Here is a 16,610-nt window from a genome sequence, read left to right as displayed (position 1 = left end):
TCGGCATTCGGTGGCGGCGTCAACGCTATGCCGCTCGCCCTGCAGGTCGGCTGTCAAGTGGTACATCAATTCAACCCAGTACAATTGCGCCCCGCAACCCCTATCTGCTGTAGTAGCATCAACCGATAACAACAATGACTTTTAAGGAGCACTTCTGTCATGTCCACCGGTCATTTAAGACAGCAGACCCTGTTCGATGTGCTGCGCCGCACCGCCGCGCGCTACCCAGACAAGCTGGCCATTCGCCAGCACGATGTCAGCTGGACCTATCATGAATTCCACGCCCTCGCCCTGCGCGTTGCCGGGGGCCTCAAAGCCCAAGGCATCGGGCCCGGCGACCGGGTTGCCATCCTGTCGCGCAATTCCAATGCCTTTGCCGTGGCGCGCTTTGCCATAGCGGCCTGTGGCGCGGTGCTGGTGCCGGTGAACTTCATGCTCAATGCCGACGAAGCGGCCTACATCATCGGCCACAGTGGCGCCCGCCTGCTGCTGGTGGGCGATACTGAGCTGGAAAAGGCAAAAAGCGCCGCCAGCCAGTGCCCGGCGGTGGAACAGCTGTTCTGGCTGGCGCTGGATAGCCCTTCACCGGATAGCCTTTCACCAGATAGCCCTGCACCGGATGGCCTGCAGCCCTTTGATACGCTGGCGGCGGCAAGCCCGCTGGCCGAGCTGCCGGCCATCGACAACAAGGAACCCGCCCAGATCATCTACACCAGCGGCACCGAATCCGCCCCCAAGGGCGCGGTGCTCAGCCACGCCGCCGTGCTGTGGCAGTACAGCAGCATCCTGGCGGATGCGGAGGTCGCCGGGGATGATGTGCTGTTGCACGCCCTGCCCCTGTTCCACTGCGCCCAGCTGGACTGTTTTTTGGGCCCGTCCATTCACTGTGGCGGCAGCAACGTCATCACCGCCGACAACAGCCCGGGCAACCTGTTGCACCTACTGGCCAGCGAGGGCATTACCTCCTTCTTTGCCCCGCCCACGGTGTGGATCTCGCTGCTGCGCCATCCGGAGTTTGACAGCACCGACCTGTCGGCCCTGCGCAAAGGCTACTACGGCGCCTCCATCATGCCGGTGGAGGTGCTCAAGGAGATCCAGGCGCGCCTGCCCGATCTGCAGCTGTGGAACCTTTATGGCCAGACGGAAATCGCCCCCACCGCCACCATCCTCAAGCCCGCCGACCAGCTGCGCAAGGCGGGCTCCGCCGGCAAGCCGGTGCTGCACGTAGAAACCCGGGTGGTGGACGACGCTGGCAACGATGTGCCGGTGGGCGAGATTGGCGAGGTGGTGCACCGCTCGCCGCAGCTGCTGACGGAGTACTTCAAGAACCCGGAGAAAACCGCCGAGGCCTTTGCCGGCGGCTGGTTTCACAGCGGCGACCTGGCCACCCTCGACGACGAGGGCTATCTCACCATTGTCGATCGCAAGAAAGACATGATCAAAAGCGGCGGCGAGAACGTGTCCGGGCGCGAGGTGGAGGAAACCATCTACCAGTTGGACTGGGTGGCGGAAGTGGCCGTGATCGGCCTGCCCCACCAGCGCTGGGTGGAGGCGGTGACCGCGGTGGTGGTGCCCAAAGCTGGGGCCGAGCCGGACGAGGACGCGGTGATACGCTTCTGCCAGTCGCGCCTGGCCACCTTCAAGGTGCCCAAACGCATCGTGTTTGCCGACGACCTGCCGCGCAACCCCTCCGGCAAAATCCTCAAGCGCGAGCTGCGCCTGGCTCATCAGGACGCCTTCAGCAATGACGGATAACGCCGCACAATCTGGCCATGGCGCGAGCGATGCAGCACCGCCGCGCCAGCAGGACACCCCGCACGCTCTGGACGGGGTGCGGGTGCTGGATTTGAGCCGGGTGCTGGCCGGCCCCTGGTCCACCCAGATACTGGCTGACCTGGGCGCGGAAGTGATCAAGATTGAACGCCCCGGCGCGGGGGATGACACCCGCAGCTGGGGGCCGCCGTTTGTACAGCGCCAGGATGGCGCCCGCGATGCCGCCTACTACTTTGTTGCCAATCGCAACAAACGCTCGGTGGCGCTGGACATCAGCCAGCCGGAAGGCCAGGCGGCGGTGCGCCAGTTGGCGGCCAGCGCCCACGTACTGGTGGAGAACTTCAAGGTGGGCGGGCTGGCGGCCTACGGCCTGGACTACAACAGCCTGAAGGCCATCAACCCTGCCCTGGTGTACTGCTCGGTGACCGGCTTTGGCCAGAGCGGCCCCTACGCCCCCCGGGCCGGTTATGACTTTCTGATCCAGGGCATGAGCGGGCTGATGAGCATAACCGGCCAGCCCGATGGCAGCCCCGGCGCCGAACCGGTCAAGGTGGGCGTAGCCACTGCCGACCTGTCCGCCGGGCTCTATGCCACCATCGGCATTCTGGCGGCCCTGCGCCACGCCGAGCGTACCGGCGAAGGCCAGCATATCGATATCTCCCTGCTGGATTGCCAGGTCAGCCTACTGGCCAACCAGGCACAGAACTACCTGGCCAGTGGCCAGCCACCCCGGCGCCTGGGCAATGCCCACCCCAATGTAGTGCCCTACCAGGTGTTTGCCGTGGCCGATGGCCACCTGATTCTGGCGGTCGGCAATGATGGCCAGTTCCAGCGCTTTTGCGCCGAGGCCGGCGTGCCGGAACTGGCCAGTGACGCCCGCTACGCCACCAATGCCGCAAGGGTGGAAAACCGCGATGCCCTCATCGCCACCCTGCGCCCGGTGCTGGCGGCGCGCACCGGGGCAGATTGGATCGCCAGCCTGGAGGCGGCAGGCGTTCCCTGCGGCCCGATCAACACACTGGATCAGGTGTTTGCCGACGCCCACATCCGCGCCCGCAACATGGCCATTACCATGCCCCTGGACGAGGGCGGCAACACCCTGCCCCTGGTGGCCAACCCTCTGCGTATGTCGCGCACGCCACCCAGCTACCGGATGGCACCGCCGGGCCTGGGTGAGCACACCCTCGAAGTGCTGGCGCAGATCGAGCGCAACCCGGCCCAGTACCTGATCACCGACAGTGAGTAAGCGAATGATTCCCTGGCCACAACGACAGACCCTGCCGACCTCCGCAGAGGCCCTGCGCAGCGAAGTGCGCGCTTTTCTGGCGGCCCACCCGCCGGCGGCAGCCGCCGATGTGCGCGCCCGCTCATGGATGGGCTTTGACGCCGCTTTCTCGCAGGCCCTTGGCCAGCGCGGCTGGGTGGGCATTACCCTGCCCACCCAATACGGCGGTGGCGGTGGCAGCGCCTTTGATCGCTACGTCATCCTTGAAGAGTTGCTGGCCGCCGGCGCCCCGGTGTCTGCCCACTGGATTGCCGATCGCCAGAGTGCGCCGCTGCTGCTGCGCTTTGGCAGCGACAGCCAGCGCCGCGAATTGCTGCCGCGCATCTGCGCGGGCGAGTTGTACTTCTGCATTGGCATGAGCGAGCCCGGTGCCGGTTCTGACCTGGCCAGTGTCAGCACCCGCGCGGTGCCCAACGACCAGGGCTGGCTGCTGAACGGCAGCAAGCTGTGGACCACCAACGCCGACCGCTGCCATTACATGATTGCCCTGGCGCGCACCTCGGGCCAGCACGGCGACCGGCAGCAGGGCCTGTCACAACTGCTGGTAGACCTCTCCCTGCCGGGCATCACCATTCGCCCCATTCGCGACCTGGCCGGCGACGCCCACTTTAACGAAGTGTTTTTTGACAATGTGCAATTGCCCCACGACGCCCTGATTGGCGCCGAGGGCGATGGCTGGCAACAGGTGACCGCCGAGCTTGCCTTCGAGCGCAGTGGCCCGGAGCGCATTCTCTCCTCCATGGCGCTGCTGGAGTGCTGGTGCGACCAACTGCGACGCAGCGGCGCCGATGCCGGTGATCAGCGCACCCTCGGCGAGCTGGCCAGCCGCCTGGCGGTGCTACGCTCCCTGTCGCTGTCCATCACCGCCCAGCTGGAACAAGGGCAAAGCCCGGTAATACCCGCAGCCCTGGTCAAAGACCTGGGCACCACCTTCGAACAGGACATACCCGACCGGCTGGCCGACCAGATAGCCAGGCGCGGTGGTGAACACGGCAGCGGAGAACTGATGCGTACCCTCGCCTACACCAGCATGATCGCCCCCACCTACTCACTGCGGGGCGGCACCCGCGAAATTCTGCGCGGGCTGATTGCCCGGGGGATGGGCCTGCGATGAGCGATTCCGTCTTTCTGGACAGCATCCAGCCCCTGTTCCAGGATATTAATGCCCGTTTTACCGGCCAGTCGGACTTCAGCCCCCAGGCGGCGTGGGACGAGCTGGTGCAGTCAGGCTTTTTGCGTTTGCTGCTGCCAGAGAGCGCCGAGGGCGCCGGCCTTGATATTGCCCAAGCGCTGCCGGTGCTGATGTCCGCCGGCTACTGGGCCCTGCCCCTGCCCTATGTGGAAACCACCCTGCTCTATGCCGCCTTGCCCGCCGCCCTTGTAGACGCCCCAGCAGACACCATCGAAGGCAACCTGGCCCTTGCCGTTGGCACTTGCGGCCCTGGCGGGCCGGCACAGCCCCTGCGCCAGGGCCTGCACTGGCTGCGCGCACTGGTTACCGCAAAGGATGGCGGCATCGCTGTAGTGCCGGTAAGCGGCGATGTTGAACAGGGCTGGCGCAGCCAGGGCGAGGTTAAGCCGCTCTCGCAGGAGCTGGATATCCATCTGCTGGGCACCGCCGCCGAATGCCTGCAACTGGCCGGTGCCATGCAGCGGGTGCTGGAACTGACTGTCGACTACGCCAACACGCGCCAGCAGTTTGGCCGCCCGATTGGCAAGTACCAGGCCCTGCAACAGCAGATAAGCGTGATGACTGGGCACTGCCACAGCGCCGTCATGGCGGCGCAGTTGCTGGCAGCGGGCATGGTGCAGGCGGATTCCGGGCTGCGGCTCGACACACCGCGCATCGCCAGCGCCTGCGGTGTGATCAAGGCAGCCTGCCAGCCGGTGGTTGCCACCGCCCACGCCGTGCACGGGGCTATCGGCGTCACCGAGGAATATACCCTGCACCACTACACACGCCGCCTGCTCGCCGGGCGTATTGCCGGCGGGTCGGAATCCTGCTGGTTCGAGCAGGTGGGCCGCGCCTGCCTGGAACAGGACGGCCGCGTCTTTGATTTCACCCTGGCAGCGCTCAGCTAGCCGGCACTGTTTACCGGGAGTCACCATGTCATTGATACAACAGCAGCAGCAAAACCACATCACCATACTCACACTGAACGACCCCGAGCGTCACAACCCCATTTCCGATGGGCCCATGGTGGACGCCCTGTGCGAAGCGCTGGAGAGCGCCGACAGTGATGACACGGTGCGGGTCATTATCCTTACCGCCGCGGGCAAGTCGTTCTCCAGCGGCGGCAACCTGAAAACCATGCTGCCGGGCGCCCCCGGCGCCCTGGCCGCCGATGAACCCGCGCAAACACCCGGCAACTACCGGCGTGGCATCCAGCGCATCCCCCTGCTGTTCCAGCGCCTGCAAAAACCGGTGATTGCCGCCGTCAACGGGGCCGCCGTGGGGGCCGGTTGCGACCTGGCCTGCATGTGCGACCTGCGCATTGCCTCAAGCCGGGCGCGCTTTGCCGAGAGCTTTGTGAAACTGGGGCTGATACCCGGGGACGGCGGCGCCTGGCTGCTGCAGCGCATTGTGGGCTATGCCAAGGCGGCGGAGCTGTCGCTCACCGGTGACATGATTGACGCGCAAACAGCCCTGGAGATCGGGCTGGTTTCGCAGGTTGTCGAGCCCGACGCCCTGCTGGCCACCGCACTGGAACTGGCCGGCAGGATATCGGCCAACCCGCCCCGCGCGGTGCAGCAGACCAAACGCCTGCTGCAGCAGGCGCGGGACAACAACCTGGCTCACCACCTGGAAAACGCTGGCGCCGTGCAGGCGCTGATGCACACCACCGCCGAGCACCACGATGCGGTGGCGGCCTTCCTGAACAAGTCAAACTGAAAAGAGCGCGGCCAGGGCCGCGCATCGGTCGGAGCGACAAGAACGCCCCGGTGGTTAAAGGGCATAGATCAGAGCGCGCTGGCTCAGCTGCCCTGAATGCGCTCCACCTCGCGCTCGAGGTTGCTGATCATCTGCTGGAAGGCGAGTTCAAGCACTTCGTCGGTGGTCAGAGTCATATTGTGCTTGCGCAGCATCAGCAGGAACTCCTGCTCGTCAGGCTCCAACTTGTCGATGTGCGACAGGGAAATCCCACTGCGGAAAACGCTGCCCAGCAACTCGTTGAACACCACCGCTACCGCGTAGCTGCAGAACAGCCACACATGCAGGGCAAGGTCGTGGCCGCGAAAACCCTGTGCGTACAGGGTACGCGAAACCGTGAGCGTAATACGCAACCAGCCGGGGGAGCTATTGCCGTTAACACCCATCACCTTGAGCACGATAGGATAGCGTTCCGCGTGGGCCTTGAAGGTCCACAGCCATTGCATCAGGGTATCCTGCCAGCGCTGGTTGGGCTTGGCCGGCGGCATTTCAAACTGCATGCAGATATGGTCGCCAATGGCTTCCAGCAGGGCATCGCGGCTGGGGAAGTAGTTGTACAAGGCCATGGACACGGTATCGAGGGACTTGGCCAGTTTGGCCAGGGTAAACTGCTCCACCGGCCCCTGCTCCAGCAGCTCCATAGAGGCGGCCAGTACCTTCTCCCGCGATAGCCGCGCCGGACGCCCGGCCGTCGCGCGCCGCGCAGTTACCGCTGCAGCTGTTGTCTTACCGGGCGCCGGTGTGCTCTTTACTCTGGCTTTTGTTTTAGCCGTCGTCTTGGACTTGGTCGCTGTTTTGGCCTTGGCTGCTGCCTTGACCTTGGCTGTGCCCGCCCCGGGCGCCTTCGCTGATTTTTTACTGGCTGCGGGCTTTTTTACCGGGGTTTTGCGGGTTGCAGGTGATTTGGCGGCGGCCTTAGCGGCGCCGGCCGACTGCTTTTTTCCGGTTTTACCGGTCTTGCTCGTCGTATTGCTTGTCTTGCGTGGCATGGCGCGACGCTCCCCTTGCGTCTGGACTTACTCGTAATTTAAGGGTGTGACTATAGCTCGCGCCAACCGCGGGCGGCAAGACTCCCCCGGCTGTTTAAAAACGCGGCGGCGCTTGCACGCCGCCGCTTCCGCGCCTATTTGCCGTTGACGGAAAGGCCCATGCCGCGCAGCACTTCTTCAGGCAGGGCCGGTTTTGCCAGCGCAGACAGGTGCGCCGCACGCCCCGCGGCAAATTCCCGGGTGATGTCCGGGTGGGTGGATACCCAGAAGTCGCCGGCAGCCAGCTGCGGCAGAATGCGCTGGGCCGCTTCGTAGCCACTGATGCCGTCAGCTTCAAGCATGGTGTTCATCATCACCCGATGCTGCTCGCTGCTGGTATCGGTAGTGGTGCCGCCGTCCTCAAAAATGCGCGTAGCCACTGGCCCGGGCAGAATGGCCGAGACAGTAATCGGCGCCTGCTTGATCTGCATTTCCAGGAACAGGCATTCGCTAAAGGAAATCATCGCATGCTTGCTGAGGATGTAAGAGGTCTGGATCGGCATCATGCCCAGGCCACCGATGGACGCGGTGTTGGCAATCCAGGCGGGCTTGCCAGCGGCAATCATGCGCGGTGCAAAGGCGCGCACCCCGTGGATGGCGCCATGAATGTTGATGTTGAGGGTTTTTTCCCACTGCTGTGCCGATAGCTCCCAGCTGAAGCCCAGCGTCTCCACCCCGGCGTTGTTGACCAGCAGAGTGACATCACCCCAGTGGTCGTGAACGGTGGCGGCCAGTGCCTCAATGGATTGCGGGTCGGACACATCCACCTTCACCGCCAGGGCTTCGCCGCCCTGCTCTGCAATCGCATTGGCCACCGAATCGGCGCGGTCCAGCGCGATGTCCGCCACCACCACTTTCATGCCCTGCTCGGCGGCCACCCGGGCCAGCCCCTCGCCGATGCCGGAACCGGCGCCAGTGATCACGGCCACACCGCCGCGCAAATCTTCCATACTCACTACTGCTCTATCTCCTCAGGCCTTCTCAGGCAACTGCACGCGTTTTGGTTTTGGTGAAGTGGTAGTCGTCCAGCTCTGGGGCGCGGGTCATCGCCCAGTAATCCACCAGCTTGTAGGGGCAGGACAAAAATACCCGCCCACTCGCGTTCTTATAGTAACTCCTGGCCTTGGGGTGCGACCAGATCAATCCCTTGAGGGTGTCGTCTATACGCTCATTGAAGGCCCGCGTGGCCTCGGCAGTGGGCTCCAGGGCAACGGCGTTGTTGGCCTGCAGGGCCTCCAGGCACTCCAGGATGTAGTGGATCTGGGTTTCCGAGGTGATGTTCTGTCCGCCGGCATGATTGGGCGCGCTGTTGGGGCCCACAGTCAGGAAGAAGTTGGGATAGCCTGGCACCGTTACCCCAAGGTAGGCGCGAGGGTCATCTACGCCCCACTCTTTCTTCAGGTTGCGCCCGTCCCGGCCGATGATACGCAGCCCGCCGGTCATGTCGGAAATATCGAAGCCGGTAGCGCACAGAATCACATCCACCTCCACCCGGCTGCCGTCCTTGAGCACGATGGCGTTCTCCTCAATGTGATCGAGGGTGTTGTCTTCAAGACGGACGTTATCGCGGCACAGGGTGTCCAGCCAGTTGATGTCCATGCAGATGCGTTTGCCGAACACCGGGTAGTCGGGCACGAGTTTTTCCAGCAGGTCGGGCCGGTCCTTGAGCTTGCTATGGTAGTTCTGCAGGCAGTACTGGCGCACGCCTTCGTTGTAGGCCGATACCGAACTGCCGTCTTCGCACTCCCAGTCCGGGTCGATGCGGATGTTTTCGTACAGGCCATCGGCGGCAAACCAGTAGGCGCGAAAGCGGAACCACTGCTTGTAGCCGGGAATGTGCTGCTGGGCCCAGCGCACCGCCTCGGGCACGGCCTGCAGGTGATTGGGCATTACCCAGTGGCGCGAACGCTGGAACACGGTGAGGTGGCCCACCTCCGGCGCAATGGCGGCGCCCAACTGCACGCCGCTGGCGGCGGTGCCGATCATGGCTACTCGCTTGCCCTTTAAATCCACACTGCTGTCCCAGCCGGCGGTGTGCATCACCGGGCCGGCAAAGGTGTCCAGCCCCGCAATGTTAGGCAGCGACCAGCGATTGACCGGGCCGTGGGCATTGATCACCGCATTGGCGCGCACCGTGCGCTCGCCGTTGGCGTCCTTCAGGGTTACGACCCACTCGTTCTCTACGTCGTCCCACTCGAAGCCGACTACACGGGTTTCAAATACCACATGACGTCGCAAGCCGTACTTGTCGGCCACCGCCAGCAGATAGCGCTGGAACTCTGGGCCATTGGGCGTGAAGTGCGACCAGTTGGGGTTCAGCTCAAAGGAGTAGGAATAGAAATGGCTGGGGGTATCCACCGCGCAACCGGGGTAGGTGTTCTCCCACCAGGTGCCGCCCACTTCGGGGTTTTTTTCGATCACCTGGAAGTTATAGCCGGCCTCGTCCAGTTTGATGGCGGCCAGCAGCCCGGTAAGCCCCGCACCGATCACCAGCACTTTGAAATCATCCGCTGGCGCCTTGCGCCCGGGCCGCGCCCTGCGCTGCTCGGGGCCGTCAAAACCCATTTGCTCCTTGAGCATCGGCACAAACTCGGGGCCCACCGGCTCACCCACTTCCACGCTCAACAGGCGCGCCAGGGTGTCGTCGTCCAGCGCCGTGGCCACCGGGGGCGGATCCTGGGTCAGCAGGTTAAACAGAGCCTGCCGGATTTGCTCGGCCAGGGCCTCTGGCACTTGTTTTTCGGGCTCAAAAATCGAGCCGATATGGGGCGCACAGTCATCCAACAAGCGGGTGTCTGGCTGGTACTGCGCCAACACCATCAGCAGTGTCGCTACATCACCTTCTGCAAGGCCGCGCCGCAGGGCGTGGTGGTCGCGAATGGGCAGTGTCGGCCGGAAGTCGAGTACGGGTTGATTCATGGTGGCTCTCTCTCGGTTCGCCCGACTCACCGCCGGGCTGGTTTGGCCTGGCTGGCTTGGCCAGACCAAAGGCGTTAAAACTCGCTTTGCATTAATTATCTTATATATAATTTATTTGTCAATCCAGCGCATTCCGGGGCTTTACAGATGCGCGGCAGCAGCGCTCAACGCGACGGGTTTGATGCCCGGCTGGCCACAGGACTTTGTACTTTGCGCTGTGCGCGCTGCGGCCAGCCTGGGGTCGCACTACTCTCCGAGGTGCTGGCGGTAGAAGTCAGCCTGAAACGCAAAGAACTCCCGGGTTTCCGGCAGTTCCAGGGCGTACCAGTGGGAATGCGGCATGGCGTCGTAAACCAGTATCTCCGACGCCCTGCCGGCCCGGCGCAGGGCCCGGTGGAAGTTGCTGGCCGCGCTGAGCAGCGCGTCGCGGGTGCCGGAGGCCAGCAGGCTGGGCGGAAACTGGCTGAGGTCCGCCGTTTCCGGTGAGAGGATGGGGTCGTGCGGGTCCGCGCCACCCAGGTAGGCGCCCACCTCACTGAGTTCGTGCCCCAGCGGCAGGCTGGGCTGGCCGTAAAACCCGCTGAGGGTGAAGATGTTACGGGTATCACCAAAGTCGAACAGGTTGCCGCCGGCGGAATACATACCCACACAGGCCGGCAGCGGCAGCTGCTCCACCTGTTGCAGGCGAATCACCGCCTGCCCGCTCAAGAACCCGCCCGCGGAGCTGCCAAAGAGCCCGATATTGCCGCCACCGAATTCTTCGAGACAGTGGCGGTAGACCGCGATGATGTCATCGAGCGCGGCAGGATAGGGGTGCTCTGGCGCGAGGCGATAATCCACGGCGATCACGGTGATGCCGGTCATCGAGGCAACCGGAATGGCCTCCACCAGCGCGCCGGAGCCGACCACAAAGCCGCCGCCGTGCATGTTCAGCAGCGCTTTGCCGGGTATCCGCTGGCTGGCATCTGCCGCCTGAATGCGGTGGCAGCGCACGCCATTGATCGTCTCTTCCTGTATCTCCACCGGGTAGAGCGCCTGGGCGTGCTGATTCAGGCCCTCGAAGGCCGGGGCCATGGCATCGCGCAGGGTCCACATGGGCACCGGCTCGTCCGGCACGGGCGCATCCCCCCAGGGGTTGGACGCCAGGTAAGCACGAGCCTCGGGGCTGATGCTATCGGGAATGGGCACACGATGGTCGCCGAGATGGACGGTGCCGTCTGCGTCGATGGGATAGGGCATGTGGGTCTCCTTTTGGGCTGCGTCGACGGGCAAAGCGCGCCGACCTCATATTTTAATTAGATGTAAGTTTTATTGTGCAGGAGCCCACCCGAAAGATACAGGCGCAATGCCAGCGCGTGTTTTAACAATCTGAACCAGTCATTGCCGGAGGCATGGCGCGACTACCCTCCCCGCTCATCCCTGAGAGCGCCGCGCCGGATTTTGCCCGCCTCGTTACGCGGCAGCTCCGCGACCAGTTCAAAGCCCCGGGGCACTTTGTAGCGCGCCAGCGCCGCCTCGCAGTGCGCGGCAAGAGCGGCCGGGCTTGGGGGATTGGCGCTGTCGATTGGCTCCACCACGGCGTGCACCCGCCGGCCGAGGTCTTCATCCGGCAGGCCGATCACCGCCACATCGCGCACCGCTGGGTGGGCGCTTATCACCGCCTCGATCTCCGCCGGGAAGATATTGGCGCCGCCGGAGATGATCATGTCGGTGCGCCGGTCGCTGAGGTAGAGGTAGCCGTCGGCATCCAGGTAGCCCATGTCACCCACGCTAGTGTAGCCCCCGGGCAATTGCCGCAGGGGTTCGGCGCCACGGTATTCATACTGGGCCTCCACCCCGAGGAAACGGCTGAAAATTTCGCCCACTTCGCCGGTGGGCACGTCCTGGCCCTGTTCGTCGACAATCCTGAATTCCGTCATCACGCCCTGGCCTACGCTGCCCCGGTGCGCCAGCCAGTCGTTGCCGTCGATCACGGTGAGGCCGGTGGACTCGGTGGCTGCCCAGAGTTCCAGCACTCGCTCGCCGCCAAAGTGCTCGACAAAGCCGAGCTTGGCCCACGCCGGGCAGGGAGCGGCCAGGTGCCACACCCATTTGACCGAGGACAGATCCCGCGCCCCCATGTCGGCTTCGCGCAGCATGCGCTGCATCATGGTGGGCACCAGGTTCAACACGGTGGGCCGGTATTGCTCGATCAGATCCAGGGCGCGCTGGGCCCTGAAGCGGGCGTTCAGCAGCACCCGCCCGCCAATAAACAGCGTGATGATGGAAAACAATAGCGGGCCGTTGTGGTACAGGGGCCCGGGTGAATATTTGAGGTCGCTCTGATCCATGCGCAGCAGGGCCGCCATGGGGTGCTGGCCGTCGGCAAAGGCAAAATCCCCGGGCGTCACAATCAGCTTGGGTTTGCCGGTGGAGCCGCCGGAGCCCACCGCCTTGATGGGATTTGGCACCTCGGCCTGGGGCAGTGTGGCGGGAAAATGATCCAGCGCGGCCATGTCGGCGCGTGTAATGCCCTGCAAATCAGCCTGGTCACTGATGACGCAGACCGGATCGGCCAGCGCCAGCATGGCATCGCGCTCGGCGGGTGGCATGCCGTTGCTGACCGGAAATGGCGTGGCACCGGCCTTGTAGGCGGCAAACACGGCCACCATGTGCTCGATGCAGGTGGGCAGCACAATCGCCACCAGCCTCCCCCGGCCCGCGCCTTCGGCCTGCAGGCGGTGGGCCAGGCGGCTGGTCCACTCGTCCAGCTCGCGCCGGGTCAGCGCTGGGCAGCTGCCATCGTCGCCGGCGCACAACAGCACGGTTTCATCGGGCCGTTGCCGGGCATATTCCTGCAAGGCCCTGCCGGGGGTCCACAACGCGTCTGTCACCGTATGCTCTCCTTTTTGGTGTTATGGGATGCGCGGTACAGGGCGTATGCCCGCGCGGCACCGGGTAGGTTGTAGCAGGTCTGTGGCGCCGGCGCACCCTCCATGGGCGTTCGGGCAATGCTCTCACCGCTCCTGCCACCGCTCCTGTCTTAGCCCCTTGCAATAACCGCGGCCCCGGTAGGCAGCGCTCCCCCACCCTGCCCCTTCGCCGTCACAAAACCTTCACACAGCCGCGTTGGCGCCGCTGGTAGAATGCTTTTATTGCATTTTTATGGCGTTTTTTTGAATTTATGCGGAAGGTTTTGCTGCATTCACTGGCCGTTGTGGCGTGCGCCTGCGGCCTGTTGTGGGCCGCCTTCAGCGTATGGGGCGACGAGCTGCTGGCCTATTACATCCAGCCCGCTGCGCCCTTTGACCCGACCGCAGCGCCTCGGGCGCCGGACTATACCGACCCGCGCTACTGGGCCGCCTTCCCGGGCAAGGCCAGCGCCGCCCGCCTGACGCCCCGGGGCCTGCCCGAACGCCGCCAGAGCGCCCCGGCGGATGTGTTCTACATTCACCCCACCTCCTACATCAGCGCCCAGCAGTGGAACGCACCGCTGTTCAGCGACACCCGCGCCTGGGAGATGGTGGACATCATGCTGGGCGCCCAGGCCAGCGCTTTCAACTATTGCTGCGACATTTACGCCCCGCACTACCGCCAGGCGGCGCTGTCGAGCTTTTTGGCCCACGACAGCCCCGACGGGGCCGCCGCCCTTGAGCTCGCCTATGCCGACGTGGCGCGCGCCTTCGATGCCTTCCTGGTGCACAGCGACGGGCGGCCCTTCATCATCGCCAGCCACAGCCAGGGCACCTACCATGCCCTGCGCCTGATGGCGGAGCGCATCGACGGCGGCGAACTGCAACGGCGGCTGGTGGCGGCCTACCTGGTGGGCTACTGGCTGCCGCTGGACACCTTCGAGCGCACCCTGCCCCACATCCCCCCCTGCGACGGGGCCGGTGATACCGGCTGCGTGGTGCACTGGTCCACCTATGGCGAGGGCGGCCAGCGCCGCAATGGCGTGCCCCACTGGTACCCCGACGGGCCGGAGCTGGCCGACGGCAAGCCACTGCTGTGCAGCAACCCCCTCAACTGGCAGCGCGACGGCGCCCGCGAGCCGGCCTCGCGCCACCCCGGCGCCCTGTACGTGCCCCGGGGCGACAGTCTGCTGGGCACCCTGCTCAACGTGCCGAGCGACATCCAGCTTCACACCCTGCCCCGCCCCCTCAAGCAGTGGACCTGGGCAGAGTGCAGAGAGGGGCTGCTACAGGTGGCGGAGCAGGTCAGCGGGCCCTTTGCCGAGCTTAACAGCGGCCCGGCCAAGGACTATCACCTGGCGGACTACAGCCTGTTCTACAACGCCGTGCGCGACAACGCGGCCCTACGCACACGCCAGTTCGACGCCCGGATGCTGAGCCAGCACTGACGGGCTCACCCTGTGGGCGCTCTTCGCCCCCGCTTCCTGCTTGGCCTTTCCAGTTCGGCCGTGCCAGTTTGACCCTGCCAGTTCGGCCAGCTGGCCCCGCGCTTTGGGGCTGGGTTACTATCGCTGGCCCACAATCATAAATCGCAGGAGTTGCCCCCGTGTCAGAATCCCCCGTTCTTACCCACGCCAGCGATGGTGTACTGGTTATCACCATCAACCGCCCCGAGGCCAAAAACGCGGTGAACCGCGCCGTGGCGCTGGGCATTGCCGCCGCCATCGACGAACTGGAAGCCAACAGCGAGCTGCGGGCCGGCATTCTGACCGGCGCCGCCAATACTTTTTGCTCGGGCATGGACCTGAAGGCCTTTGTGTCCGGCGAAGTGCCCATTGTGGAGGGCCGTGGCTTTGCCGGCCTGTGCGAATACCGCACCGCCAAGCCGCTGATTGCCGCGGTGGAGGGCTTTGCCCTGGCCGGCGGCTTTGAGCTGGCCATCAGCTGCGACCTCATTGTGGCCGCCGAAGACAGCCGCTTTGGCATTCCGGAAGTGAAGCGCGGCCTGGTGGCCGGGGCCGGCGGCCTGGTCAAGCTGCCCAAGCAGATTCCCCTGCGCATCGCCAAGGAGCTGGCACTGACCGGCGATTTTATCTCCGCCGCGCGGGCCTACGAGCTGAGCCTGATCAACGAGGTAGTCGCCCCGGGCACCGCCCTGGAAGCGGCGCAAAAACTGGCCGCGCGCATCGCCGCCAACGGCCCCCTGGCCGTGGCCGCCAGCAAGGAGATTGTCGACAAGGCACAGGACTGGCACAGCGACGAGATGTTTGCCAACCAGCAGGTGATCGCCCAGCCGGTGTTTACCAGTGAAGACGCCATCGAGGGCGCCACCGCCTTCGCCGAAAAGCGCGCGCCCCAGTGGAAGGGCCGCTAGGCCACCGGATTCAAACCACAATAACGGCAATATCAAAGGAGAATCACCATGGCAGAAGCCTGGATTATCGACGCCTGCCGCACGCCCCGCGGCATTGGCAAAAAAGGCAAAGGCGCCCTGGCCGATGAGCATCCCCAGCACCTGGGCGCCACCGTGCTCAAGGCCCTGGCCGAGCGCAACGCACTGGACACCGCCGAAGTGGACGACATTATCTTTGGCACCAGCGCCCAGCGCGGCCAGCAAACCGGCGATCTGGCCCGCATGGCGGCCCTGGAAGCGGGCTATGACGTGCGCTCCTCCGGCGTGACGCTGGACCGCTTCTGTGGCTCGGGCATCACCGCGGTCAACCTGGCCGCGGCGTCCATCATGTCCGGCATGGAGGATCTGGTAATCGGCGGCGGCTGCGAGATGATGTCTGCCTACGCCCAGATGGGCGGCAGCTCCCCCTTCATCGACAGCGACAACCTGCTGCTGCGCAGCATGCACCCGCAGCCCCACCAGGGCATCTGCGCCGACGCCATCGCCACCCTGGAGGGCATCTCCCGGGAAGACCTGGACAAGCTCGCGGTGGAATCCCAGCGCCGCGCCGCCCACGCCATCGAGAACGGGCACTTCAGCAAAAGCCTGGTACCGGTGTACAAGGTGGACGGCAGCCTGGCCCTGGATCGGGAGGAATTTCCCCGCCCCGGCACCACCCTGGAGAGCCTGGCGGAATTGAAGGCAGCCTTTGAGCCTATGGCGGACTACCCCCTGGACGACGCCGGCACCACCTACCGCGGCCTGGTGGCCCAGGTGTACCCCGATTTGCAGATCAAGCACGTGCACCACGCTGGCAATTCCTCCGGTGTGGTCGATGGCGCCGCCGCCCTGCTGCTGGCCTCCCCCGACTACGCCCGCGCCCACGGCATGAAGCCGAGGGCGCGCATTGTGGCCATGGCCAATATGGGCGATTCGCCCACGCTGATGCTGAACGCGCCGGTGCCCGCCGCGAAAAAAGTGCTGAAGAAGGCCGGCATGTCGCTGTCGGATATCGACCTGTTCGAGATCAACGAGGCCTTTGCCGTGGTGGCGGAGAAGTTCATCCGCGACCTCGACCTGGACCGCGACAAGGTGAACGTGAACGGCGGGGCCATGGCCCTGGGCCACCCGATTGGCGCCACCGGCTCCATTCTGATTGGTACCGTGCTGGATGAACTGGAACGCCGCGACCAGCAGTTTGGCCTGATCACCATGTGCGCCGCTGGCGGCATGGCCCCGGCCATTATCATCGAGCGCATCTGAGGCGCAGCGGCCCGCTGCATCACTGGCGTTTAGCGCCGCGCCCCTGCCGTCACACCCGCCCGCCTGCCGTTTTGCACACCGGCGGGCGAGCTATTCAAACCAGCCCCACTTTCGCGCCCTGCGTGCT

Annotated in this window: 14 protein-coding genes; 9 read left to right on the top strand and 5 right to left on the bottom strand. The window is 64.9% G+C overall.

Going from position 1 to position 16,610, the window contains the following annotated elements; all coding sequences use genetic code 11:
• The first annotated feature begins 159 nt into the window (after positions 1-159).
• Genes DDZ17_RS00845 through DDZ17_RS00825 form a run of 5 tightly spaced genes read left to right on the top strand, consistent with a single transcriptional unit; the run spans position 160 to position 5,951 of the window.
• Positions 160-1,755: a fatty acyl-CoA synthetase gene (locus tag DDZ17_RS00845; protein ID WP_116364066.1), complete on the top strand. Its 1,596-nt coding sequence runs from the start codon at positions 160-162 to the stop codon at positions 1,753-1,755.
• The gene (locus DDZ17_RS00840; protein ID WP_116364065.1) at positions 1,745-3,019 is read left to right on the top strand and encodes a CaiB/BaiF CoA transferase family protein; all 1,275 of its coding nucleotides are present in this window, start codon (positions 1,745-1,747) and stop codon (positions 3,017-3,019) included. The genes DDZ17_RS00845 and DDZ17_RS00840 overlap by 11 nt, the downstream gene beginning before the upstream one ends.
• The gene (locus DDZ17_RS00835) at positions 3,012-4,172 is read left to right on the top strand and encodes an acyl-CoA dehydrogenase family protein (protein ID WP_241505747.1); all 1,161 of its coding nucleotides are present in this window, start codon (positions 3,012-3,014) and stop codon (positions 4,170-4,172) included. Before DDZ17_RS00840 ends, DDZ17_RS00835 begins: the two co-directional genes overlap by 8 nt.
• Entirely contained in the window at positions 4,169-5,140 is a 972-nt protein-coding gene (locus DDZ17_RS00830) for an acyl-CoA dehydrogenase family protein (RefSeq protein ID WP_116364063.1), read from the top strand. Before DDZ17_RS00835 ends, DDZ17_RS00830 begins: the two co-directional genes overlap by 4 nt.
• A gap of 25 nt (positions 5,141-5,165) precedes the next feature.
• Positions 5,166-5,951: an enoyl-CoA hydratase-related protein gene (locus DDZ17_RS00825; RefSeq protein ID WP_116364062.1), complete on the top strand. Its 786-nt coding sequence runs from the start codon at positions 5,166-5,168 to the stop codon at positions 5,949-5,951.
• Positions 5,952-6,034: 83 nt separating this feature from the next.
• Here DDZ17_RS00825 and DDZ17_RS00820 read toward each other — a convergent pair whose 3' ends face one another.
• A complete protein-coding gene (locus DDZ17_RS00820; RefSeq protein ID WP_116364061.1) occupies positions 6,035-6,631 on the bottom strand; it encodes a TetR/AcrR family transcriptional regulator in 597 nt (198 codons plus the stop codon).
• A 100-nt stretch (positions 6,632-6,731) separates the two neighbouring features.
• Between DDZ17_RS00820 and DDZ17_RS00815 the strand changes: the two genes are divergently transcribed.
• Positions 6,732-7,016: a hypothetical protein gene (locus DDZ17_RS00815; RefSeq protein ID WP_116364060.1), complete on the top strand. Its 285-nt coding sequence runs from the start codon at positions 6,732-6,734 to the stop codon at positions 7,014-7,016.
• A 97-nt stretch (positions 7,017-7,113) separates the two neighbouring features.
• Here the strand turns inward: DDZ17_RS00815 and DDZ17_RS00810 are convergent, their stop codons facing one another.
• The 4 genes from DDZ17_RS00810 to DDZ17_RS00795 form a co-directional block, all read right to left on the bottom strand.
• Entirely contained in the window at positions 7,114-7,968 is an 855-nt protein-coding gene (locus DDZ17_RS00810; RefSeq protein WP_116364059.1) for an SDR family NAD(P)-dependent oxidoreductase, read from the bottom strand.
• Between the two features lie 31 nt (positions 7,969-7,999).
• Positions 8,000-9,937: a flavin-containing monooxygenase gene (locus DDZ17_RS00805; RefSeq protein ID WP_116364058.1), complete on the bottom strand. Its 1,938-nt coding sequence runs from the start codon at positions 9,935-9,937 to the stop codon at positions 8,000-8,002.
• A gap of 246 nt (positions 9,938-10,183) precedes the next feature.
• Positions 10,184-11,176: an alpha/beta hydrolase fold domain-containing protein gene (locus DDZ17_RS00800; RefSeq protein ID WP_116364057.1), complete on the bottom strand. Its 993-nt coding sequence runs from the start codon at positions 11,174-11,176 to the stop codon at positions 10,184-10,186.
• 161 nt (positions 11,177-11,337) lie between these two features.
• Positions 11,338-12,810: an AMP-binding protein gene (locus DDZ17_RS00795; RefSeq protein ID WP_116364056.1), complete on the bottom strand. Its 1,473-nt coding sequence runs from the start codon at positions 12,808-12,810 to the stop codon at positions 11,338-11,340.
• Positions 12,811-13,112: 302 nt separating this feature from the next.
• On the opposite strand from DDZ17_RS00795, the gene DDZ17_RS00790 reads away from it, so the two are divergent.
• The 3 genes from DDZ17_RS00790 to DDZ17_RS00780 all read left to right on the top strand — a co-directional run bounded on the left by DDZ17_RS00790 (position 13,113) and on the right by DDZ17_RS00780 (position 16,483).
• Entirely contained in the window at positions 13,113-14,276 is a 1,164-nt protein-coding gene (locus DDZ17_RS00790; RefSeq protein WP_157976377.1) for a DUF3089 domain-containing protein, read from the top strand.
• Positions 14,277-14,434: 158 nt separating this feature from the next.
• A complete protein-coding gene (locus tag DDZ17_RS00785) occupies positions 14,435-15,202 on the top strand; it encodes a crotonase/enoyl-CoA hydratase family protein (protein ID WP_116364054.1) in 768 nt (255 codons plus the stop codon).
• 48 nt (positions 15,203-15,250) lie between these two features.
• A complete protein-coding gene (locus DDZ17_RS00780; protein WP_116364053.1) occupies positions 15,251-16,483 on the top strand; it encodes an acetyl-CoA C-acetyltransferase in 1,233 nt (410 codons plus the stop codon).
• Positions 16,484-16,610 lie beyond the last annotated feature (127 nt).

The sequence above is a fragment of the Parahaliea mediterranea genome (assembly GCF_003402235.1).
GTDB classification, from domain to species: Bacteria; Pseudomonadota; Gammaproteobacteria; order Pseudomonadales; family Halieaceae; genus Parahaliea; species Parahaliea mediterranea.
This window is presented reverse-complemented; position numbering and strand designations above follow the sequence as displayed.

Coding starts and splice junctions, on each gene's coding strand:
- DDZ17_RS00820 (WP_116364061.1), bottom strand. CDS start 6,631: ATGGAGCTGCTGGAGCAGGGGCCGGTGGAGCAGTTTACCCTGGCCAAA.
- DDZ17_RS00800 (WP_116364057.1), bottom strand. CDS start 11,176: ATGCCCTATCCCATCGACGCAGACGGCACCGTCCATCTCGGCGACCAT.
- DDZ17_RS00830 (WP_116364063.1), top strand. CDS start 4,169: ATGAGCGATTCCGTCTTTCTGGACAGCATCCAGCCCCTGTTCCAGGAT.
- DDZ17_RS00825 (WP_116364062.1), top strand. CDS start 5,166: ATGTCATTGATACAACAGCAGCAGCAAAACCACATCACCATACTCACA.
- DDZ17_RS00810 (WP_116364059.1), bottom strand. CDS start 7,968: ATGGAAGATTTGCGCGGCGGTGTGGCCGTGATCACTGGCGCCGGTTCC.
- DDZ17_RS00840 (WP_116364065.1), top strand. CDS start 1,745: ATGACGGATAACGCCGCACAATCTGGCCATGGCGCGAGCGATGCAGCA.
- DDZ17_RS00805 (WP_116364058.1), bottom strand. CDS start 9,937: ATGAATCAACCCGTACTCGACTTCCGGCCGACACTGCCCATTCGCGAC.
- DDZ17_RS00845 (WP_116364066.1), top strand. CDS start 160: ATGTCCACCGGTCATTTAAGACAGCAGACCCTGTTCGATGTGCTGCGC.
- DDZ17_RS00780 (WP_116364053.1), top strand. CDS start 15,251: ATGGCAGAAGCCTGGATTATCGACGCCTGCCGCACGCCCCGCGGCATT.